Consider the following 20,925-nt stretch of genomic DNA (forward strand, 5'->3'; position numbering starts at 1 on the left):
ATGACCGAGCACGAGCAGTTGCTGACACAGGTGGCGGCCAAGGCCCGCAACACCCGCCCGTGGGGCTGGCCTTCCCTGCCCGAGCCCGTCGACGCGGCCACCCTGGCCCGCGCCGAGGCCGCCCTGGGCTTCGCCCTGCCCCCACTGCTCGCGGAGCTCTACCTGCGGATAGCGGACGGCGGCTTCGGCCCCGAGTACGGTCTGCTGCCCCTCCTGGACAGCGAGCCGTCCGGCGAACCGGCGGCCGTGGCCCAGTACCTCGCCAACCGCGAGAGCGGCCGGGAGGACCCCGACTGGCCCTGGCCCGAGGGCGTCCTGCCGATATCCCACTGGGGCTGCGGCATGTACGCCTGCGTCGACTGCCGCTCACCGCAGGCCCCCGTCCTGCTCTTCGAACCCAACGGCGACGACCCCGCCCAGGCATGGTTCCTCGACAGCCCCGGCCTCACGGACTGGCTCCACTCCTGGCTCCGCGGCACGGGCTGGTACGAGGAGGAGAACGAGGGCGTGGACATGGCCCTCTGGACCGGCTTCCAGGGACCCGCGACACCGGCACGGACGCCCTGAACGAGCCGGGCGCCGCCCACTACCGCCGACTGCCCCGCACCCGCATCCGCACCCCGTAAGCCGCCACGCCCACCACCAGCACCCCCGCGCCGACGGCCACCGAGAGCCACGGCAGCGAGAACGCCAGCACCACGCACCCGGCGAGCCCCACCGCCGGCACCAGCCGCGCCCACGGCCTCGCGTCGAGCGTCCAGGCGGACGCGTTGGCCACGGCGTAGTACGTCAGCACGCCGAAGGAGGAGAAACCGATGGCTCCCCGTACATCCACCGTGGCGGCCAGCACGGCGACCACCGCGCCCACCACGAGCTCCGCCCGGTGCGGCACCCGGAACCGCGGATGCACGGCGGTGAGGGCACGCGGGAGATGCCGGTCCCGGGCCATGGCCAGCGTCGTCCGCGACACCCCCAGGATCAGGGCGAGCAGCGAGCCCAGCGCGGCCACCGCCGCGCCCACCCGCACCACCGGCACGAGCCCGGGCATACCCGCGGCCCGCACCGCGTCGGCGAGCGGCGCGGTGGCGTCGCCCAGCCCCTCCGGCCCCAGCACGGACAGCACGGCCACCGCGACGGCCGCGTACACGACCAGCGCGATGCCCAGGGCCAGCGGGATCGCCCGGGGAATGGTGCGCGCAGGATCCCGGACCTCCTCACCGAGGGTCGCGATACGGGCGTACCCCGCGAAGGCGAAGAACAGCAGCCCGGCCGCCTGAAGCACCCCGCCGGCACCGCCCGAGAGCCCGACGTCCAGCCGCCCGGCCTCGGCGGCCCCCGACGTCAGACAGACGACCACCACGGCGGAGAGGACCGCCAGGACCACACCCACGATCACCCGCGTCAGCCAGGCGGACTTCTGGACACCGCCGTAGTTCACCGCGGTCAGCGCCACCACGGCGGCGACCGCCACGGCGTGCGCCTGCCCCGGCCAGACATACGCGCCCACGGTGAGCGCCATCGCCGCGCAGGAAGCGGTCTTCCCGACCACGAAGGCCCAGCCCGCGAGGTAGCCCCAGAAGTCCCCGAGCCGCTCGCGCCCGTACACGTACGTGCCGCCCGAGGCCGGATACCGGGCGGCGAGACGCGCCGACGACGTGGCGTTGCAGTACGCGACCACGGCGGCGACCGCCAGCCCCAGGAGCAGCCCGGAACCGGCCGCGTGCGCGGCGGGCGCCAGGGCGGCGAAGATCCCGGCTCCGACCATCGAGCCGAGACCGATGACCACGGCGTCGCCGACGCCGAGTGTGCGCCGCAGTCCGGGGCTGTACGTGTCTGTCATGGGGCCGCACCCTACTGACCGGAAGGAACCGGCATGTGGCCGCCCGACGTCGTTCATGGTGCAGGAGCGGCAGGAAAGGGCAGGTGCACCGCATGACGATCATCAGCTGGATCATCCTGGGACTGTTGGCCGGGGCGATAGCGAAGTTCCTGCTGCCGGGCCGCGACCCGGGCGGCCTCGTCGGCACCACCCTGATCGGCGTCGCCGGCGCGTTCATCGGCGGCTGGGCGTCCGCCCGTTGGCTCGACCACCCGATCACCAAGGACTTCTACGACGGCGCCACCTGGGCCGCCGCGATCGGTGGCTCGCTCGTCCTCCTGATCGCCTACCGCATCCTCTTCGGCCACTCGCGCGACTGATCACGCGGCCGCGCGTCGGACGAGAGGGGGCGGACACCGGCCCGGTGCCCGCCCTTCTCACAGGTGCCGCACGCGTGCGGCGGCGCGCTGACGTCAACGGCCCCCGTCCGGACCGGACCTACCGGTAGTTCACGAACTGCAGGGCGAAGTCGAAGTCCTTGCCCTTGAGCAGCGCGATGACGGTCTGGAGGTCGTCACGGCTCTTGGAGCTGACCCGCAGTTCCTCGCCCTGCACCTGGGCCTTGACGCCCTTGGGGCCCTCATCGCGGATGATCTTGGCGACCTTCTTCGCGTTGTCCTGGGAGATGCCCTCTTCGATCGACGCGAAGATCTTGTACTCCTTGCCCGAGAGCTGGGGCTCACCCGCGTCCAGGGCCTTCAGCGAGATGCCCCGCTTGATCAGCTTGGACTGGAAGACGTCGAGGACGGCCTTCACCCGGTCCTCGGAGTTCGCCTCCATGAGGATCTTCTCCCCGGACCACGAGATCGAGGCGCCCACGCCCTTGAAGTCGTAGCGCTGCGAGATCTCCTTGGCGGTCTGGTTGAGGGCGTTGTCGACCTCCTGCCGCTCGACCTTCGAGACGATGTCGAAACTGGAGTCGGCCATGTCCTGTGGCTCCTTGTATCGAGGTGCGTGTCGGGCTGTGCGCCGGATGCGTGCCCGGCGTACGTGAGGCGGCCCCCGAGCCCGGCATCGGTCCCGGTCCGCATCCGGACCAGCCTAGTCATCCCCCGGCCTCCGGGTGGCGATCAATCGGGTGGCGAAGCACCCCTGTCCATCGGGTATTGTTCACGTCGTTGCCAGGGAGCACCGCCGAAAAGCGGCTCGAAGGCAGCGACCCCGGCGGTGTGCCCGAGCGGCCAAAGGGAGCAGACTGTAAATCTGCCGGCTCAGCCTTCCCAGGTTCGAATCCTGGCGCCGCCACGCTGAGAAAGTTGAGAAGCGACCCCCTCCGAACTGCGGAAACGCAGGACGGAGGGGGTCTTCTTCGTTGACGGGCCCGACCTGATCGTTATGGGCGCTTTTCCCGTTGTGTCTCACCCTGATTCGGGTGTTGACCAGTCCGTGTGGGGCAGGCGTGGGGCAACTTCGGCCCCCTAGTTGCCGCTCCTCAGTGCCCGCTCGATCCGGGCGTTCGCTGTGGCCGTACCGCCGTCCAGGCACTTGGCGTACACCCGGAACAGCACGGCCACGCTGTGGCCAGCGCGGGCAGCCACTTCCTGCGGCTCCACACCGGAGCTGAGCCACGTGGAGACGGCGGCGTGGCGTAGATCATACGGACGCTTTGCCAGCGGCGACGCGCACTGAGCGGGCGTGAGAGCACGCCTGCGAGCTTCCGCCCACACCTCGCCGTATCCGGTGTCCTGGATGAGCCCGCCGCGCTGCGTCCGGAACAGCCGCCCGTCGGGGGCGACTCCGTACGCGGTGACGTGCCACCGGAGCAGGCTCACGAGATCGGGCGGGATCGGCACGGTGCGGACTGCCCTCCGGGGCCGGTGCTTGAGCCCTCGCCGGTCGTGCGCCTCACCGCTGTCCGTCCAGGCCGACCCGGAGCGGGGGCGGGTCTCTCGGAGTCGCAGAGTGCCCCACCCGCGCCGGGGCAGGTCGCAGTCCTGGAGACGGAGGCCGATGACTTCCGCCGGCCGTGCCGCCGCGTAGTACATGCAGCCGAAGAATGCGACCAGGCGCCGCCCGCGGGGGCTCTGCGTGCGCACGGCATCGAGCAGCGCGAGAGCCTGCCGGGGGTCTGGCACTGAGGCGGGGTCCAGTTCTTCAGCCACCTGCTCCGGAGCTTTCCACTGCACCTGAGGCAGGGGGTTGTCCGTCAGACGGCCGGCGTCGACGGCGTAGCCGAGGGCGTTGTGGAAGATGGCCCGCTTCCGCCGGATGGTAGACGCGGACGCCGTGGTGCCGTCCAGCTTCTTGGTCAGGGCGTCCAGAGCCGCGCGCACGTGCATCCGGTCGGCCAGCGCGGAGGTGGGCAGCGACTTCCGCTCGAACCACGCCAGCACGGCGGCCACATCGTCCGGGAGTTCCTGGTCGCGGCGGCTCATGTTGAACGCCCAGCTATAGAGAGCCGTCCGCACAGTCTTGGCGTCGGCCATTCCCTTGGTGTTCGTAACAAGCGCCGGCGTCACCGTGGCCATGGCCTCCGCGAGCGTCCGGCGCGTCGAACCGGGGGAGTGCTGCCACTTCATCTCGATGTACTCGCGGGCGTGCTGATACCAACTCACGTCGTTGCGCTTCCGCAGCTCGGAGACCGGCACCCCGGTGGACTCGTCGAACGGCTCGCCAGCGTGAGCCGCCCGCAGCAGCTCGGCACGGCGGCCCTCTGCCAGCGTCTTGGTCCGGAAGGTCTGAGAGTGCGGAGTCTCGCCCGTCTTCCAGCGCAGCTCTGCGGAGCTCTGGCCACGGTCTTTCCGCTGACGGACCGACCAGATACGAACGTCGTACGTCTTCCCCATCGGGGGCCTTCCTGCGAAAGGGGCCCGGCGCGAGCCGGGCCCTTGGGGTGGTGTGGTGAATCGGTGTGATCAGTAGGCGGGCGAATCCAGGTTGCTGAGCCAGTCGTCCAGGTCGCTGCGGCGGACCCGCAAGTGACCGTTGGGCAGCTTCACGAGTCGCGGTGCCTGTCCGCGTGCGCGCATGCGGTAGAAGGCGGCGCGGCTCATGCCGATCTCGGTGAGGACTTCGGGGAGCTTGAGCATCTGGGGGCTGGCCATCAGTGGCTCCTCACAGCCGAGGTTTTACGGACTTTCCTGTCCGAGGTGCGGATTTCTGCGTCATGAGCGTCATCTGCGTCATGTGGGCGTCTGGCCTGCGGTTTTTGCATGACGCAGCCGTTTGGGCTGCGTCATTGGCACGTCATGGGCTGCGTCATGCCATGACGCAGATGACGCAGGATGACGCAGGCGCCGCCGTCTGCGTCATGTCCTCGTCCGCAGGCCAGGGGCCGTTTCCGCGTCCGCATGACGCACATGACGCAGGATTTCCCTTCTTGGGAAAAGAGGGGGGTGTCTGTGGTGGTGCGGCTCAGAACGTGAAGAAGGAGCCGCTACGCGGCGCGTCCATCGCAGGGCGGCGCTGCCGCCGAACAGCAAGAAGAGCACGCCAGGCCGGGGTGCTCTTCTTGCTTGTGCCGGTGGCAGCGCCGACCGGCACGGCGGTCAAAGTGTCTGCTGTTGGTGTGGTGGCGCGGCCGGTGAGCGACTGATCTCGACGTAGCGGCCCTCGTAGGTCCGGCCCGAGTCGATGAGGACGCCACGGGCGGCGAGGGTGGGCTGTAGGCGCTTGAGGCGGTCGGAGAGGACTTTGCCGGTGGTCGGCCACCCCTTGGGCAGGGGACGGCACTCCTCGCCGGTGTAGAGGCGGGTGAAGTGGTGCAGCCACTCCGTGGACGTCATCCGCTGTGCCGTGCCCGGTTCGACGTCGGCGGCGTGCCGCAGGACGGTCTGTGCCAACAGGTCGCCCTCGATCACGTCGTCGTTGAGGTCGTCCAGGGCGGCCCGGTAGGCGGCGAGCGACCCGAAACCGGTCGCTGCGTCCAGCTGCGCGCACAGGTGCGCGAAGTCTGCCATCCGCAGGTCGGTCGGGGTCTCCACGTCGACCGCGCGGACCTTGACCGTGAGGTCCAGGAGAGACCCCAGGATCACGGGCAGAGCCTCCGCGTAGTCCGCCCACAGTTCCGCCTCAGTGCGCCGGACGCGCGGGCGTTCCAGCCGGAGCGGCAACAGCCGTTCGGCAAGGTCGGGGCGGATGACTCCGACGTCGATACCGGTGAGCAGCAGGGGCCGGCGGTAGCGGGCGCGGAACACGTCCCCGTCGGTGAACAGGGCGCGCTTGACGTTCTCGGCCCCGGTGACGATGCAGCACATCGCATCGGACAGATCCGGGGTCATGTGAGAGAGGTTGTCGAGCGCCGTGACCCACCCGGCGGCCACGGCCGCGATCAGGTTTTCCTCGTCCTTGGGTGCGCGGCGCAGGTCGCCGCTCATGCCCTCGATGATCCGGGTGAGCATGCGTCCGCCGGTGGACTTGCCGGCGCCCTGGGGGCCGGTGAGGAACGGGGCGGGGACGGGGACGGACGGTTCCAGGCAGCCGATGAGCCACGCGATGGCCAGGCACTCGGTCTGAGCGGTGGCGAAGTTGCACAGCCGCAGCAGGGCGTCGATGCCCTTGCCGTCGGTGTCCCGGGCGGGCAGGGGGAGTTCCCCGGTGAGCTGGGTGCGCCGCCAGCACACCTCACGCGGGTCCGGAACGGCGATGTCCCACCCGGTGGGATGGATACGGACCGAGCGTCCGTCGGCTCGCCCCAGGTCCAGCCACGTTGCGCCGTCCCATCCTGGAGCGACGCGGATGTGCACGGGCTGTACGTCCTCGGTCAGCGCGAGCGCTTCGATCAGGTCCAGTGCCTCTTTGAGGGCGGTGCCGTTGAAGACGCCGACGCCGTCGCGGTAGAGGCCGACCATGAGTTCCTGTCGGTGGCTCCCCGTGGTGCCCTGGGAGCGGATCGGGCGGGCCACGGGGTGGCCGTTGCGTTGGGCGTAAACGGTGCCGTCGGCGGTGCGGAAGTAGCGGAAGTGGGATTGCGCGTAGTCGGTGATGATCTCGCGGGCGGGAGTCTTCTCGTCGTCGGACATGGTCACAGTCCCAACCTCGTGCGGGCGTTGGTCCACGCGTCCGCGCAGTGCCGGGCCGTCTCGCCCTTGGACTGCGCGGCGGCGAACAACCGGGCAACGTGGGCGTCGGTGAGGCAGCCGCATCGGCCGTGCCGGGACAGCACGGCCAGGAAGGTGCGGTACACGGTGGCGTGGACCGCGCTGGACGCCTCGGTGATGCGCTGCTCCGCCATGGCGATGCCGCGCTCCAGGAAGGCGGGTGTGCGGTGCGGGCACTCACCGCCCCCGGCGCCGGCGGGCACGACGGCCACATACGCCGCCAGCCGGACCGGGGAGGATTCCTTGACGGCCAGCGCCCGCACGGCGTCCGGTAGGTCGGCCATCGCGCCGGTGCCGGGGCCGAGGTAGCGGGCGTAGGACATGGTCGACTTGATGTCGACGCCGGGCCGGACCGCGTTCCGCGAGGGCATGGTGCCCCGGTAGATCCAGTGCTCACCACGTGTCGTCGGCACGGTCCGCGTGGCGGGCAAGACAGCGCGGGCCCAGGCGATGGCGTCAGCGTCGTCCAGGTCGACGACGGTCAGGCCGGCGCCGCCGGGGTGGTAGCCGACGCACACTGCCCGCCGCCATGCCGCCGCCCATGCGGGCGAGGTGATGACGGCCGGGGCGGTGGTGGCGGCGGCCCAGGCGTGGCAGATTCCGGGGCACTGGCAGGGGCCGGGTGTCTTCATGTTCGGCCGGCCGCCGCACTCGTTGCCTACGCAGGAGGGGCAGTTGCCGAACGGCACCTTGCCTCGCCGTAGCGGTAGCACCGGCACACCGTCCGCGGCCAGCGACAGCGCCGCCCATAGGTGCTCCGGCAGCGGCGGCCGTGGGCCGGAGGCTCGCCGGATGGTGGCGGGTTGGGTCATGCTGAATCTCTCCAGTTCCTTGATGGGTTCTGGTGGCAAGGGCGGCCCCGCGACTTTGGCGAGACGGAGGGGCCGCCCTTGGCGTTGCTAGGCGTCGGCGCTGCGGTTGAGCGTGGTGGGGTCGGGGTGGAACGCGGCGGTCAACGCGCGGGTGATGTCGGGTTCGTCGGCGGGGTCGCAAATGATGCGGATGTCGAACACGAACTGCCTCCTGCTCTGGCTGGTCAGCCGTGGAAGTGGTTGCGCTTGAACGTGGCCTTGCGGATGTGCACCGTCGTGCCGCTCTTGCTGCCGCTCGTGCCGAGGACCTGGACGGCGATCCAGCCGCCGAAGATGACGGCGGCCAGGACGATGAGCTGACCGATGAACGCGGTCAGGGCGGCGATGAACGAGGTGAGCAGCAGCAGTCCGCCGCAGACGGCGAGGAAGCCGACACCGCCGAGGGCGACGTTCACCGCCGTACGGGACACCGGCGGTTTGGCGGTGACGGGTTCGGGGCGGGCGGGGTCGATGGCGTAGCCGGTGACGACCCGTCCGTCCGGGAGGACGATGCTCGCCACGGCCGGCAGCGTGCCCGGCTGCACCGGGACGACGGGCGCGGCGTGGACGACGGCCGGGGGCGGTATCGGGGTGGGCTGGTGGACTTCCACGGCCCGTGCGGTGGGCGGGCGTGGGGTGTGCTCGGGGTACATGCGGAATCCTTTCGGAGGGGTGTTGGGGGAGGCAGGAGCACCCCCTTGTGGGTGTGCTGTAGGGGGGTGTTTCGGGGGTCTGCGCAGGTGGGCTCCCCGCCTCCCCGAAGCGGTGTTTTCGCTGATCAAGCTGGGGGAGGCGGCGCGGGGAGGCGGTTGGGGAGTTCTCCCCGCCTCCCCGCGCCGGACGGGGTTGCCTCCCCGCTACTGGGCGGCGGAAGCGGAATCGTCGGCGTCGCGGTTGGCGAGCGCTCGCAGGACGTGATCGCGGTGAACGACCATGACGCCGTGCGACTTCTTCGGCTCCTCGCCGTGCTCCTCCAGCAGTGCCTTGAGCCGGTCGTTGGTCCACTGGTCGCTGTAGACCTTCGGGTCCAGCGCGTGCAGCCGCTTGAGGACCTCGTTGGTCCGCAGCCGGGCCTCATCGCCGATGACGGCCGCCACGTCGGCGAGCGCGTCCCGCTCCTCGTCCTGGTCAACCACGCGCAGAGTCGTGACCCCATCGCGCAGGGCCTTGGCCCGTGCGGCGATCTCAGCCGCGGGCTCGTCGTCGATGAAATGCGTGCGCACCGTGATCGACGACTGGCCGGCGGGAATGGCGATGCCGTCCGAGGCGACGACCAGGGTGCCCTTGTCCAGACCCTGGCGCAGCAGGTGCGGGGCGGCGCCGCCGTCGACGGCCTTGTCCCCCAGAGCCATGCGGGCCTGCGATTCGGTGCCCAGCACGAGGGAGGCGCGAGTGTGGGCGCCCTCGCGGATCAGCTTGGGCAGGTTCTGGTCCGTGGGGTCCTGGGTGCCCTGCCACATCAGCACGTCGACCGCACGGCCCTGGTTGTGAATCTTGCGGACGGCCATGAAGTACCGGGAGGTGGCCTTGGAGCCGCCATACGGGCGCTTGTCGTCGCCGATGACCGGGCACATGAACGCCAACTGCGCCTCGTCCACCACCACGATCAGCGGCTCGAACACGACGTTCGGATCGCGGCGGCGCTCCTCGATCCGCCGGTTCATCTCCTCCACCGCGTCCTCGACCATCTCGGTCGCCTGGATGACGTGATCGTCGGAGGGACCTTCGATCAGCACCTGCGCGATGCCGTCGAACATGGCCCAGTCGCCGATGCCCTTCAGGTCGGCGATCCAGAACTGCACGGAGCGGTCCAGCGCGAGCCACAGGGCGAGCGCGCGCAGGGCAGCGGTCTTGCCCTGGTTGGACAGGCCCGTGACGAGTAGGTGGCGCTGATACAGGCTGATCGTGGCGGCGTCGCCGCGCAGGTCCTGGCCCCACGGGGCCTTGCCCTTCTTGTAGTCGGCCGTGAGGGTCTCGTCGGTGACCAGGGGGGACGGGCCGATCGGCTCGTCCAGCGCGCCGGAGTCGGCGATCCACAGGCGGACGGTGCGGGCGGCCTGCGGGATGGTGATGAACACCTCGTGCTCGTGCCGGGTGAGGTTCTCAGCGAGCTTCCGCCGCCGCTTTTGGACCTCATCCGTCGCCACCCCGGAGGGGAGGGTGACGTCGACTTCCACGCCGCATCCGGCAATGGTGATCGGGCCGAGCATGGACGCGCCTGCGTCGCCCATCTCCTTGATGGCGTTCTTCAGCGGAGCGATGCCCAGGTCGCGCAGGGCCTTGACCACGATGGACGGCGTGATCGGCTCTCCCTCGCCCGAGCGGGCGTTCGCGGGCAGGGCCCACTGGGGCGCGGCGTGCTGCTTGCGGCCGACGGACCACAGCGCGAGCAGTGCCAGGAACGGGCCGATCGTCACGGCGGGGCCCCAGACGATCTGCACGATGCGGATCAGTAACGCGATGAAGTCGATGGTTGCCGACAGAGGCGTCACCACGTCCCCCACCTCGCCCGTGCTGATGGCGAGGACGACACCGAGGGCGACCAGCACACCGACGCTCATTCCGGCACCGACGGCCATGCCCCTGGCGGCGTCCACGGGCGAGTGGAGCAGGTCCATGCGGCGGTGATGGCGGGCGGCGCGGAAACGCTGCAACCGCTCCTCCCACTCCTCTGCCGCCTCCAGGTTCCCGGCAGCCTCCGCCGCCCGGATCATCCGCTCATAGCGGGCCCCGGTGCGGCCGTCCCACGCCCGACGGGCCACGATCCGCCCGCCGTTGAATGTGTAGAGACCGTGCCGGACCACGCCGCGGCCGGCCGACCGGGTGCGCTCGTGTGTCACCGCAGCCTTGACGGCGCGGCCGGAGCGAATCCACAGCGGTACCGGCCGCGAGGCGGGCGCGTCGGGGACGACGGTGAGGGTGGTGACGGCCGTCGAGTCGGGCGGGTCGGTGGCCTTGTGGAGTCGTACGACGTTCTCAGACATGCTGGGAGTGCTCCTGACTGCCCCTGACGGGGGCGGTTGTGAGGAAGAGCCGGGGTGGCCCGGGCCGTGGAAAGCGCGGCCACCCCGGCGCGTGATTGGGCTCGTCACCACCAGCCGGAGGACTTCTTGGCGGCCTTGGCGCGGGCGGCCTCGGTGATGAGCCGCTGCCGCTCGCCGTGCAGCGCGTTCAACTCCGCCGTGAGCCGCATCTCAGCCGCGCTGGTGGTGGACTCGATCTGCTGCTCCGCGCGGCCGGTGGAACGGCCGCGGGCGAGGCGGTAGGTGCCGCTCGCGGCGGCGCGGGCCATCGTCCGGCGCTCACGGCCGGACAGCGGCCACAACTCACCCCGCCGGACCGCCTCCAGCTTCTTGCTGGTGTGCCGGATCTCGCGGTCCAGGCGGCGAATGTCGGCGTTGCTCACTGGGTGCTCCCTTCCGGCCCCTCGTGGGGGTCGGGGTAGGCGCAGGGCACGCACGTGCCCAGCGAGGTGGGGATGACGTATCCGGCATCACGCCGGCAGACAGGGCAGAGGCGGCGCGCGCGGTTGGCCCTCTCCAGGGCCGCCCGTCGTGCCGGGGTCATCGGACGCACCGGCACCGCGAGGTCGACGCGGTACAGGTAGGCGACCAAGGGCCCCCGTCGGCGGCGGGGCCGTTCGAGCTGCGCGGCCACGTCCTGGCCGCCGGGCCGCAAGCCCAGGGCGCGCAGTTGGCGGCGGGTGGCGTAGCCGTCCGGGGCGAGGCGCCACCGGAACACCGGCAGCGCCCCCATCACGCCACGCGCTTCCACGCGGCCCGCAGCCGCATCTCGGACGCGGAGTGACCGGCCGCGCGGAACCGGGCGGCCATCTCCCGGTAGGACAGGGCGGGCGTCTCGCTGGTGCGGATCTCGTCGACGATGACGTCCAGCGCCTCATCCGTGAGCGCCGGTGCGCTCTCCAGCGACCGCGCGGCGAGCGGCTCGGACGGGCCCCACACCGGCAGTTCCCAACGGGGCGTGACACCGGGTGTGACGCGGGCCGTCACGCTGGTCAGCGCCCTACCGGTCTCCTCGCCCGCGCGGGCCGTCTCCAGCGTCGACCACGCCCCCGCGAGGGCCTGCGCGGTCTTCGCCTGGACGCGTGCGACGCGCGCCCCGGCCTCCGTCACGGCCGTCAGCCGCGTCTCCTCGGTCGCGGCTTCCGCCCGGAGCCGGGCGCGGGCCACGGCGGCCTCGTCGCGCGCCTCCTGCTGGATACCGCGGATCGCGTCCAGCGCGACCGGGGTAAGGGCGGTGCGCTCCCACATCGCGTGCACCAGCCACAGGGCCTTGGCTGCGATCGGGAGCCAGGCGACGGCGAGCCACGCCCCGGCGGAGTGTTCTGCTGTAAGGGCGTGGGCGACCAGTACGCCGGCGGCGAGGATGCCGAAGGACCAGCCGACGGCGGTCACGGCCCGGTTGTGGTCGCCTTGTGCGGCGAGGCGGCGTTCGTAAGCGAGGGTGGCCAGCCATCCCCCGTCGATACCGAGACCGACGACCAGAGCGACCGGCCACGGCACCGCCGTGCCCAGCCACATCACCACCACGGCGAGGGTTAGCACCATGGACACGGCCGTCATCGCGACGGCCGGCAGAACCGTCTTGGCCCTCATGCCGCACCCCCGTCCTGACCGCGCACCGCGATGGCCGCGATGAGGACGACCGGGGTGGAGTCGTCGCCGTGGTCTCGGCTGTCCTCCGTCCAGGACCACACCGCGCCCGGCGCCACCTCGTAGCCGAGGGAGGCCAGCGCCGCCCGGCGCTCCGCCCCGGTGGGGACCCGAGCGGTGCGCTCCCACTGGAAGGTGGGCCACTCGGTCTCGCCGTACAGCACGACGTACAGGTGCCACGCCCGGCCGGTGTTCGACATCTGCGCGGTCAGCGTCATCACGCGGCACCCCCGGGCAGGCTCGCGCCGGCGCTGCGGTTGAGCAGGGCGACGCGGGCGGCGAGCGCGCGGCGGCGGGCCCGCCGGATGCGCCGGTTGTCCAGCTCGGTCGGGATGCGGTCCAGCGTGGTGATGTGTGCGTCCAGCAGCTCAACGTCCGCCAGGATGACGGGCATCTCCCGCTCGATCGCGTCCAGTTCCGCGTCCGTCGGCTCCATGAAGTCGGCGAACGCGGTAACGGCGTCCTGAACAGTGACGATGGGGTTCATTGGGTCGTGATTCCTCTCAGCATGGGACGGCCCGAAAAGCGCCCCCGGAGCTGCAACTCCGGGGGCGCGCCGTTGGTGGGTGAGGCCTGCGGTCAGTGGCGGAGGATCTTGCGGATCTCGACGTTGCGGCCGTAGCCGTCGCGCAGGCGGACGACCTTGAAGCAGCCGCCGCCCACGTCGGTGATCAGGTGCTTCTCGCCCTCGTAGTCGACGACCGTTCCGACGTGGTCGACGTAGATGTGCTTGGGGTTGGTGATCCGGCGCATGCCTGCCCCTCTCGGGTCAGTGGGAAGGGGTGGACGACCGGCCCGCCCGCCAGAGGCGGACAGGAAACCGGCTCCCCTCAGCGCTGCACGTACGAGACGCACAGCGGAGGCAACCGGCCGCAGCCGGTGAGCTGCGGAAAGGCTGAACGTGTGTGCTGTCTCCTTCGGGAACGCGAGCTCCCGTTTCAGGCGTATGGAGACGTGACCTTTCGGTCTAAGCCCTCCCGAATGACAAGGGTCGGGTGCGCCCTCGGCCCGCTCTGTCCCGGGCCCCTTGGCGCTGCTCGAAGCACAGCGCCCGTCGATGCACACCACAGGCCGGACACGAGGTCCGCTAACTGGTGCGCACCAGTAGATTGCATCTGGTGCGCACCAGAGTCAAGGTGGTTCGCCATTTCGAGTGGCGTTCGCTCCCCGCGGTGCCTCTCCAGGAGACCGCTCAGAGCAGGGCTGGCGGTAGCCAACAGGGCTTAACATCAGGCCTGTTAAGCCCTGTTGACCTGCGGCAACGTGAGGCATGCTGAGAACGCCAGTGAAGGCTTCAACCGTCGGACGGTGATCTGTGAGCGCAGGACTTCGAAGCGCCCGGACGGCGCGCGGCTGGTCTCAGGAGCGACTGGTTCGCGAAATTGAGCAGTACGCCCGGCGGAATGTCACGGACGTTGCCTCAACCGCGAGCCTGCGCGTGTACGTGTCGGAGTGGGAGAACGGGAAGCGCACGCTCTCGGACCGGTACGCGGGGATCCTGCGGAAGCTCCTTGGCGTCACTGACGCGGAGCTGAGGGGCGGCGCTGCACCGGCGCCGGTGGCCGCTTCGGCCGACGGCTACGACGAACTGCTCAGCCGGATCGACGCGGCCGGCAGTGTCGGTGAGACCATGGTGCAGGCGTTCAACGACCAGACAGAGTTGCTCCGCACCATGGACAGGCAGAGGGGCGCGGCTGGTCTGGTCGACCAGATGACAGGGCACCTTGCCGCACTGGAAGACGCGCTCAACTTCGCCGTGCTGCCGTCCGCACGCCGACCTGTTGCCCTGGCCCTTGCAGGTGCATCGACCCTCGCAGCGTGGCAGGCCATCGACTCCGGAGCGGTCGAACGGGCGTGGCGGCACTACGAACTCGCGAAGCGAGCGGCGCGTGACGCTGAGGCTCCGATGTACCTGGCCCACGCCATGGCGGAACAGGCGTACGTGCTCTGTGAGGCCGGTCGACCTGCCCTCGGGGTCGACCTCGTACGGGACGCGCGGCGCACCGTTGGCCAGTCGAGTTCCGCTCGGTTGCGGGCGTGGCTGTATGCGGCCGAAGCGGAGATGTGCGCATACGCCGGTATGCCGGACGACTCCCGACGGGCGCTCGATGCGGCCCTGGCCACCATCCCGGCAGGACCGGAAGACAGGGACCCGGACATGCTGAGCATCTTCTTAAACGGCACCCACCTTGCCCGGTGGCAAGGCAACGTGCTCGCCATGCTCGGTGACAGCGACGCGGTCACGAGTCTGTACGGAGCGCTGGAAGACATGGACCCGTCGTTCGTCCGGGCGCGCGCTGGACTGCATACAGACTTGGCGCACGCGCACTTGACGCGAGCCGAGTACGACGACGCCCACACCCATTTGAGGCAGGCCCGGCTACTGGCGGGCCGCACCGGTTCGGTGCGGCAGCGCCGTCGTGTCGACATGCTCAGCGCGCGGCTGTGATTCCCTGCGCGCGCCGGTTGGCCAGGATGTGGAGCAAGGCAACGAGGGTGCCGGACCCCATCAGCTCACCGCGGGCCATGAGCCCCGGAATGTCTGTGAGGGGGACCCACTCGATGTGGCCGGCTTCCTCTAGGTCGGTCGGTTCACCGACCCGTTCCGCGCCGTGGCCGACGAAGATTTCGTGAGGCGAGTCGACCATGCCGACCATGGGCTGATAGCTCACGACGTGTTCCAGCGTCTTCGGGCGCCACCCGGTCTCTTCGACCACTTCGCGTAGAGCCGTGTCCGCTGGTTCCTCGCCAGGGTCAACGATGCCGCCCGGGAGCTCCCAGCCGAACTGTTGGGGTACGAAGCGGTAGCGCCACATCATGAGCACGCGGTCCTGGTCGTCCAGAACGGCGGTGATGGCTACGTGGTGCAGCTTCACCACGTGATGCTCGAACGACTCCATACCGGGCGGCTCCACATCCCAGAGTTGAAGCTTCACCCATCGGTTGTCGTACAGATTGCGCTCACCGTGGATACGCCACGGCTCCACCCCCTCAGGCCGCCTGACGCTCACTGCGCCGGGGACCCGGTACGAACTGCGGCCCCGAACCTCCAAAGCGCCCTCAGCCACGAGACGCGCGAGCACCTGCCGCAACGCCGTCCGGCCGATGCCGAGTTCATCGACGAGCGCACGCTCAGAGGGAAGCTTGTCGCCCGGTGCGTACTCGCCGGCAGCCAGCCGCTCCCGAAGCGTCTCGTAGACCTTGGTCGTCTTCGGTCCCATGCGCGGAGCACTCTCCGTTCTGCTGTGGTGCGTACCAGCGTAACCTCAGGTCCGTCGGAGCTGGAGGCGTATAGCAACGTGATGGCGGACGGACTACGACGCCAGGCCTCGCTGAATCCTTTTGCGTGCGAGATTGAAGGAGCGATTCGGAACCGGTATGTCGGTCGACACTATCTGCGTATACGCAGAGTTCAGGGTACGCAGCAGCTCTTGAGTCTGGCGCCACTCACTCTCCATGGAAAGGAGACCAAGCTCAAGGCGAATTTTATGTCTGAGCGAAGTATAAGAACGGGCCGAGGATTCGAAGTCAGCGGCTTTTTTCGTGGTTCCGAGGAAGGAGGCAGTTGCTGCCACCGAACCTGATACGGCCGAGAGTGCACTCCATACGACGCTTTGATTGAGGGCGGACAGGAAGCCAGAAACCGCCGCTGTGCAAGCTGGAATAAACATCATGAGGCGTCCCCAAAGCTCCGCTCGCTTCGCGGCCTCAAAGTATGCTTGCGCACTATACAAACAGTTCTCCTCCATCCGTTCCAGTTCAGCTTTGGCGGAGTCGTATTGTTCACTGTTCAAGTTGCCTCGCATTCACGATGTGGTGACCTTGGGATTCCCTGAAAGGTACCTGCACGTCCAACGCAGTTCGGGAAGTGAATCCTCCACATTCCTCAGATAGCGTTCGGAGAGTTTTCCTGACTCGTAGAGTGCCACCAGTAAGGCGCGGCGCATAGTGTGACTGGGTTCGCCCTCGAATTTGTGCCTGAGTAGTTGCGCTTCAGACGCTGACGCGTTCATACCTAGATACCGCACTGCGAATTCGCGAGGGAATTCCTCACGATTCTTGTCCTCCATGATGTCCCAGGCGGCACCTTTGGCCTTCTCGCTACCGATCTCTAGACGTACGAAGTAGCGCAGTATCCGCTGTTCGATGTACGGGTAACTGCTGCTTTCGGATGACAGGAGAAAATCGGTGAGCTTGCGCTGTATTTCTCGCTGCCGGTGAGCGCATTCAGCGAAGTAGGCAAAGATCTCCCTTGCTGCGTGCGCCATGAAGCGAAGGTTATCCAAGCACCACCCGACCGCGTAGTCGTCGCCCAACCTGCGAAGCTTGTTGAGGGCAAACCTCATCCGACTGCTGTCGAGTCTTTCCTCGTGTACAAGGTCGTCGAAGTAGTCGCGTATGTCCTCGTCTACGTCCGGATCACCCGTACTAAGGGCCTGATCGATCGAAGACTCGCGCGCGTTCTTCAATGTGTCGAGGGCGTCTGGGAAGTCAAGAATTTTAGTCTTCTGGGCCGACATCGTCAGCCTCTTTGAGCGGAATATTCTATTCACGTCAACTAAGGCGTCGCGTAGCGCATTCCAGTCTTCATGGAAGATCATGATGTCGTCTGAGTAGCGGAAGAAGGGGAACTCGTTTCGCTCAAGGTACTCGTCGACTGGAGCCAAGTAGGCATTCGCTAGAATCCCGGAAGCATCCGATCCCTGCGGAAGCCCCCAAGCATGGTTGATGTTCTGGAAAGTTTTCAGGAAGGAGCTTACGTTCCTGATCGCGGTTTCATTCTGGCATATCAGGTAGAGGTCGTCTGTTAGTAGGTCGATGTCTATGTGCTCGTAGAAGGAAGATACATCGGTAGTCGCTAATTTGAACACCCGATTGCTGCGTAGTTTTCGCTTCGCGCGTTCTCTCATAAGAGTCCAGGAGTCTTTCCAGAATATCGGCCTACCGATTCTGTGATTCCACCTGTAGCTGTACACCTGTCCCTTGCGAAAGTTGTCCAGGTCTGCCGCGAGCTCGAAAATCAGCGAATCATAGATAAGTCTGTCTCGCGCAGAGAATCGGGCCAGCGGGCGGACCGCAATGTCGCTTTTCGGATAGTCCACGATCTCAGTGTGTCGCGGGGTGCAATTGCCGTCACGGATGGTGGCCGCAAGCTCATCCCGTAGCCCGGCCTCCCATTGGCTCTGCACGTCTCCATAAGCGGCAATGTCTGGAATCTCAGAAAACTCTTGTCCGGATACGAGAAGGCGCAATGCGGCGTTAAGGCGAGCATTGACGTCGTACATGGCTGACCCCCCGTTCCCCCCGAGTGCCCCCCTGGTGGTGCGGGGCCCCTGTGACGCTGCGCGCCTCTACGATCGCGTACTCAGGCGTAGATCTGTAGACGATCACTCGGCCCTCGCGTTGAGCGATGAAACCACACGTCCTGCCGAGATGAGTCATCATGCCCGGATGGACTCTCATGGCGAGATGCCGATCGATGCTCAGGCTCCTGTCGCCCGGGCAGCCTGGTCGTTTGCTGAGGCTTACTGGGTCGAGAAGAACATGAGGCAGACGTGGGTATCCGTAGACCCTCTGCTGCGGCGGTGCTGGACGCGGGCGTGGTTGCAACCCTTGCGCGCCAGGGCGGTGTCTGACGGGTTCGACCCGGACCAAGTAGTTGAGGCGTTCGCGGATGCTGCGGTGCAGCATCCGCTTTGGCACCCATTCGCCAAACGGCAGGTTGAGCAGGCAACGCTTCCCGTTACCCGGGAAGGATGGGGGATGAAGGTACATCCGCAGATCGTGGCACCTGATGTAGAGCTTGTACGACTACTGCCTGTACCTCCAGGTGGCGTGCTGAAGCCCAATGAAACCTATGCCTCAGTGCCGCTGCTGATGAGGTACGACACAGCGGCGGGTTGGAGGGTCCTCAACTTCGTCAGCGATGTCGTGCCTACCCCTGGATGGCCTCCCGTCATGGAGTGATCGCTCGCCAACGTGATCACACGTGCAAGGCGACCTATGCGGGGCAGCTGTGGGGCGGGATGCAGCCTGTGACCAACAGAGTGCTGGTGAAGGCGGATGCGCCGCGCAGACTGTAAATCTGCCGGCTCAGCCTTCCCAGGTTCGAATCCTGGCGCCGCCACGCTGAGAGAGACCCCCTTCGATCTGTGATCGGAGGGGGTCTTCGCGTGGCACGGGGCGGGCGCTTCAACAAGGGTGCTCACCGGGGCACACTGGCTCCATGTCGTCCCGTCGCCGCGCCTGCCCCGAGTGCCGTCGTGAGATCGCCGTCGTCGCCGGACGGTACGCGCGTCACGATCCGCCCGGCGCGCGGGGGAACGGGGAACTGACGTCCTGCCCCGGGTCCCGCAGGCACGCCCCGCTCGGGGCGGAACAGCCGTCGCTGGACGGCTACACGGTGCCCGAGTTCCCCGGGCAGATGCCCCTCTTCTAGCGGCCCGTCAGTTACCGGCCACCGACTTCACCGCCACCGACACCGGCGCGGCCCCGCTGATCAGTTCCAGCGTCAGCCCGGCCGTCGCGGGGGTGTCCACCAGCTCCGCCAGCACGGCGGCCACGTCGTCGCGCGGCACCGGGCCGCGCCCCGTGCGGGCCTCCAGACGGACCAGGCCGGTTCCTGCGTCGTCGGTGAGCTGCCCGGGGCGCAGAACCGTCCAGTCCAGGGCGTCCAGGCCGCGCACATAAGCGTCCGCCTCGCCCTTGGCGCGCAGATACACGTCGAAGATCTCGTCGCCCTCGTGGGCCGGGTCCGCGCCCATCGACGACACGATCACGAAACGCCGTACGCCCGCGCGGACGGCCGCGTCGGCGAAGAGGACCGCCGCCGCCTTGTCCACCGTCTCCTTGCGGCCGACTCCGCTGCCCGGGCCCGCGCCCGCCGCGAACACCGCCGCGTCCGCGCCCTCCAGCCGCTCCGCGACCTCCTCCACCGACGCCGACTCCAGGTCGAGCACGATCGGCTCGGCCCCCAGCCCGCGCAGTTCGTCGGCCTGTTCGGGTTTGCGGATGATGCCCGCCGCCTCGTCCCCGCGCGCGACGAGCAGCCGCTCCAGCCGCAGCGCGATCTGACCATGACCACCAGCGATGACAATGCGCATGCCTCCGACCGTACGCCGGGGCGGCCCCGTCCGCCGTGCGACGCCCCCGGAGCCGGCCCGCCGCTACGTGGGACCGCGCGCCTGCCGGGGCAGGCCCGGATCGCCCTCCGACTCCGCCGCCGAACCGCAGTACTCCCGCACCGCGCTCGTCCGCGCCACCACCCGTCCCGCGTGCACCACCACACGGCTGTAGGCCAGGGACAGCGCGCCGGAGAGCGTGTCCCCGCGGACCGCCAGCAGTTCGGCCGGGAAGCCCGCCTCCACCCGCACCTCGGGCAGCCCCAGCGCCGCCCGCGCCGACGCGCTCACCGCCGCGTAGGCGTCCTCGGGGGACATCCCGTGGCGGGAGGCCAGCAGGTACGCCGCTTCCAGCGGATCGCCCCGGCCCACGGGGTTGGACACGTCGCGCAGGGCGCCGCTCCCGGCGGCCACCCGCACGCCCGCCGACCGCAGCAGCCGTACCGGAGCGACGCCCCGGCGGTCCACGGCGCCGCATCCGCCCTGCGGCAGGATCACCACCGTGACCCCGGCCGCCGCGAGCCGGTCCGCGGTCCGTGCGGCCACCTCCCCGGGCAGCCGGGCCAGACCGCCGCACGGACCGAGCGCCACGCCCGGCCGCAGCCCGCCGGCCATCGCCGCGATGCGGGAGAGGCGGGCCGGGTCGTCCGCGTCCGTGTGCAGATCGACGGGACAGCCGTGCTCGGCGGCGACCTCCAGCACCGCCTCCACGTACCCCGCCGGATCGGGGTCGATGTCCGGACAGCCGCCCACCACGGACGCGCCCATCTTCAGCGCGTCCCGCAGCACCGCGAGCCCGTCCGCCCCGGCCACCCCGGTCAGCAGCCGCGGCACCGCCACCGTGGTCAGCTCGGCCAGCCCCCGCAGCGAACGCCGCGCCCGCAGTACGGCGGTCAGCGCGCCCAGCCCGGCCACATCGCCCACGCGCACGTGGGCCCGCAACGCCGTCGCCCCGTGCCCGAGCTGGAGCAGCGCCGCCTCCGTCGCGCGGCGCCGCACGTCGTCGGGGTCGTCCGGGACGGGGCCGTCGCCGGCGGCGGACAGGGCGGTGTCCGCGTGGGCGTGGGCCTCGGCCGGGGCAGGCAGGAGCAGATGGCCGGTGAGGTCGACCCGGGTGCCGCACGCGCGCCTGCCGTCCGCCGCCAGGCTGCCGGCCGTACCGACCGCCTCGATGCGCCCGCCGCCCAGCCGTACGTCCACGGTCCTGCCGTCGGTGAGCCGCGCACCGCACAGCAGGAGGGGCGCCGGGCCGGCCTGGCCCGGGGGCGACGACCAGGAGGGGGAGGGCTGCTGCGGCCGGCTGTCGGTCATCGCGCTCCAGGGGCTCGGGCTGCGCACGGAGGGCTGGGACACGCAGGCAAG

Annotated in this window: 23 protein-coding genes and 2 tRNA genes; 6 read left to right on the forward strand and 19 right to left on the reverse strand. The window is 69.3% G+C overall.

All coding sequences use genetic code 11. The annotated features are described in order from the left end of the window. Positions 1-567: an SMI1/KNR4 family protein gene (locus CNQ36_RS20825; protein ID WP_121547123.1), complete on the forward strand. Its 567-nt coding sequence runs from the start codon at positions 1-3 to the stop codon at positions 565-567. Between the two features lie 19 nt (positions 568-586). Here the strand turns inward: CNQ36_RS20825 and CNQ36_RS20830 are convergent, their stop codons facing one another. Then, positions 587-1,840, reverse strand: a complete 1,254-nt coding sequence (locus CNQ36_RS20830) for an APC family permease (RefSeq protein ID WP_121547124.1) — start codon at positions 1,838-1,840, stop codon at positions 587-589. Between the two features lie 92 nt (positions 1,841-1,932). Here CNQ36_RS20830 and CNQ36_RS20835 point away from each other — a divergent pair, with 92 nt between their 5' ends. Beyond that, positions 1,933-2,199, forward strand: coding sequence for a GlsB/YeaQ/YmgE family stress response membrane protein (locus CNQ36_RS20835; RefSeq protein WP_004927450.1), 267 nt, complete (start codon positions 1,933-1,935; stop codon positions 2,197-2,199). Positions 2,200-2,317: 118 nt separating this feature from the next. Here the strand turns inward: CNQ36_RS20835 and CNQ36_RS20840 are convergent, their stop codons facing one another. Beyond that, a complete protein-coding gene (locus tag CNQ36_RS20840) occupies positions 2,318-2,806 on the reverse strand; it encodes a YajQ family cyclic di-GMP-binding protein (protein ID WP_004927449.1) in 489 nt (162 codons plus the stop codon). Positions 2,807-3,042: 236 nt separating this feature from the next. On the opposite strand from CNQ36_RS20840, the gene CNQ36_RS20845 reads away from it, so the two are divergent. Continuing rightward, a tRNA-Tyr gene (locus tag CNQ36_RS20845) sits at positions 3,043-3,124 on the forward strand. A gap of 173 nt (positions 3,125-3,297) precedes the next feature. Here CNQ36_RS20845 and CNQ36_RS20850 read toward each other — a convergent pair. The 12 genes from CNQ36_RS20850 to CNQ36_RS34790 form a co-directional block, all read right to left on the reverse strand. Then, positions 3,298-4,665, reverse strand: coding sequence for a tyrosine-type recombinase/integrase (locus CNQ36_RS20850; RefSeq protein ID WP_121547125.1), 1,368 nt, complete (start codon positions 4,663-4,665; stop codon positions 3,298-3,300). 69 nt (positions 4,666-4,734) lie between these two features. Next, entirely contained in the window at positions 4,735-4,923 is a 189-nt protein-coding gene (locus tag CNQ36_RS20855; RefSeq protein ID WP_019525248.1) for a helix-turn-helix transcriptional regulator, read from the reverse strand. A gap of 444 nt (positions 4,924-5,367) precedes the next feature. Continuing rightward, positions 5,368-6,840 (reverse strand): ATP-binding protein, encoded by a 1,473-nt coding sequence (locus tag CNQ36_RS20860; RefSeq protein ID WP_121548537.1) that lies wholly within the window; start codon positions 6,838-6,840, stop codon positions 5,368-5,370. A 2-nt stretch (positions 6,841-6,842) separates the two neighbouring features. Beyond that, positions 6,843-7,730: a bifunctional DNA primase/polymerase gene (locus CNQ36_RS20865; RefSeq protein ID WP_121547126.1), complete on the reverse strand. Its 888-nt coding sequence runs from the start codon at positions 7,728-7,730 to the stop codon at positions 6,843-6,845. Between the two features lie 224 nt (positions 7,731-7,954). Further along, positions 7,955-8,422 carry a hypothetical protein gene (locus CNQ36_RS20870; RefSeq protein WP_121547127.1) on the reverse strand — a complete coding sequence of 156 codons (468 nt, stop codon included), beginning with the start codon at positions 8,420-8,422 and terminating at the stop codon, positions 7,955-7,957. 204 nt (positions 8,423-8,626) lie between these two features. Continuing rightward, positions 8,627-10,753, reverse strand: a complete 2,127-nt coding sequence (locus CNQ36_RS20875; protein ID WP_121547128.1) for an FtsK/SpoIIIE domain-containing protein — start codon at positions 10,751-10,753, stop codon at positions 8,627-8,629. Between the two features lie 104 nt (positions 10,754-10,857). Next, entirely contained in the window at positions 10,858-11,175 is a 318-nt protein-coding gene (locus CNQ36_RS20880) for a hypothetical protein (protein ID WP_121547129.1), read from the reverse strand. Beyond that, complete coding sequence (locus CNQ36_RS20885) at positions 11,172-11,525, reverse strand: RRQRL motif-containing zinc-binding protein (RefSeq protein ID WP_121547130.1); 354 nt, start codon at positions 11,523-11,525, stop codon at positions 11,172-11,174. The genes CNQ36_RS20880 and CNQ36_RS20885 overlap by 4 nt, the downstream gene beginning before the upstream one ends. Further along, positions 11,525-12,385 (reverse strand): protein spdB, encoded by an 861-nt coding sequence (locus tag CNQ36_RS20890; protein ID WP_121547131.1) that lies wholly within the window; start codon positions 12,383-12,385, stop codon positions 11,525-11,527. Before CNQ36_RS20890 ends, CNQ36_RS20885 begins: the two co-directional genes overlap by 1 nt. Then, positions 12,382-12,660 (reverse strand): DUF6303 family protein, encoded by a 279-nt coding sequence (locus CNQ36_RS20895; protein ID WP_323135679.1) that lies wholly within the window; start codon positions 12,658-12,660, stop codon positions 12,382-12,384. The genes CNQ36_RS20890 and CNQ36_RS20895 overlap by 4 nt, the downstream gene beginning before the upstream one ends. Beyond that, entirely contained in the window at positions 12,660-12,929 is a 270-nt protein-coding gene (locus CNQ36_RS20900) for a DUF6284 family protein (RefSeq protein ID WP_121547133.1), read from the reverse strand. The genes CNQ36_RS20895 and CNQ36_RS20900 overlap by 1 nt, the downstream gene beginning before the upstream one ends. Before the next feature lie 92 nt (positions 12,930-13,021). Further along, on the reverse strand, positions 13,022-13,195 hold the full coding sequence (locus CNQ36_RS34790) for a hypothetical protein (protein ID WP_163013317.1): 174 nt from the start codon (positions 13,193-13,195) through the stop codon (positions 13,022-13,024). A 685-nt stretch (positions 13,196-13,880) separates the two neighbouring features. Between CNQ36_RS34790 and CNQ36_RS20905 the strand changes: the two genes are divergently transcribed. Continuing rightward, positions 13,881-14,891 carry an NsdA family TPR-like regulatory protein gene (locus CNQ36_RS20905; RefSeq protein ID WP_121547134.1) on the forward strand — a complete coding sequence of 337 codons (1,011 nt, stop codon included), beginning with the start codon at positions 13,881-13,883 and terminating at the stop codon, positions 14,889-14,891. Here the strand turns inward: CNQ36_RS20905 and CNQ36_RS20910 are convergent. The 3 genes from CNQ36_RS20910 to CNQ36_RS20920 form a co-directional block, all read right to left on the reverse strand. Beyond that, positions 14,875-15,663: a GntR family transcriptional regulator gene (locus tag CNQ36_RS20910; protein WP_121547135.1), complete on the reverse strand. Its 789-nt coding sequence runs from the start codon at positions 15,661-15,663 to the stop codon at positions 14,875-14,877. The genes CNQ36_RS20905 and CNQ36_RS20910 overlap by 17 nt on opposite strands. Before the next feature lie 93 nt (positions 15,664-15,756). Continuing rightward, complete coding sequence (locus tag CNQ36_RS20915) at positions 15,757-16,248, reverse strand: SLATT domain-containing protein (protein ID WP_121547136.1); 492 nt, start codon at positions 16,246-16,248, stop codon at positions 15,757-15,759. Further along, positions 16,249-17,727 (reverse strand): RNA-directed DNA polymerase, encoded by a 1,479-nt coding sequence (locus CNQ36_RS20920; RefSeq protein ID WP_121547137.1) that lies wholly within the window; start codon positions 17,725-17,727, stop codon positions 16,249-16,251. Between the two features lie 735 nt (positions 17,728-18,462). Between CNQ36_RS20920 and CNQ36_RS34795 the strand changes: the two genes are divergently transcribed. Together CNQ36_RS34795 and CNQ36_RS20925 are read left to right on the forward strand one after the other, a co-directional pair. Then, positions 18,463-18,569 (forward strand) — tRNA-Tyr (locus CNQ36_RS34795). Between the two features lie 99 nt (positions 18,570-18,668). Next, complete coding sequence (locus CNQ36_RS20925; RefSeq protein ID WP_121547138.1) at positions 18,669-18,881, forward strand: hypothetical protein; 213 nt, start codon at positions 18,669-18,671, stop codon at positions 18,879-18,881. A 7-nt stretch (positions 18,882-18,888) separates the two neighbouring features. Here CNQ36_RS20925 and CNQ36_RS20930 read toward each other — a convergent pair whose 3' ends face one another. Further along, positions 18,889-19,545, reverse strand: coding sequence for an NAD(P)H-binding protein (locus tag CNQ36_RS20930; RefSeq protein WP_121547139.1), 657 nt, complete (start codon positions 19,543-19,545; stop codon positions 18,889-18,891). Between the two features lie 63 nt (positions 19,546-19,608). After that, positions 19,609-20,874, reverse strand: coding sequence for an amidohydrolase family protein (locus CNQ36_RS20935; RefSeq protein WP_121547140.1), 1,266 nt, complete (start codon positions 20,872-20,874; stop codon positions 19,609-19,611). Between the last annotated feature and the right edge of the window lie 51 nt (positions 20,875-20,925).

Origin of the sequence: Streptomyces fungicidicus (assembly GCF_003665435.1) — a bacterium.
GTDB classification, from domain to species: domain Bacteria; phylum Actinomycetota; class Actinomycetes; order Streptomycetales; family Streptomycetaceae; genus Streptomyces; species Streptomyces fungicidicus.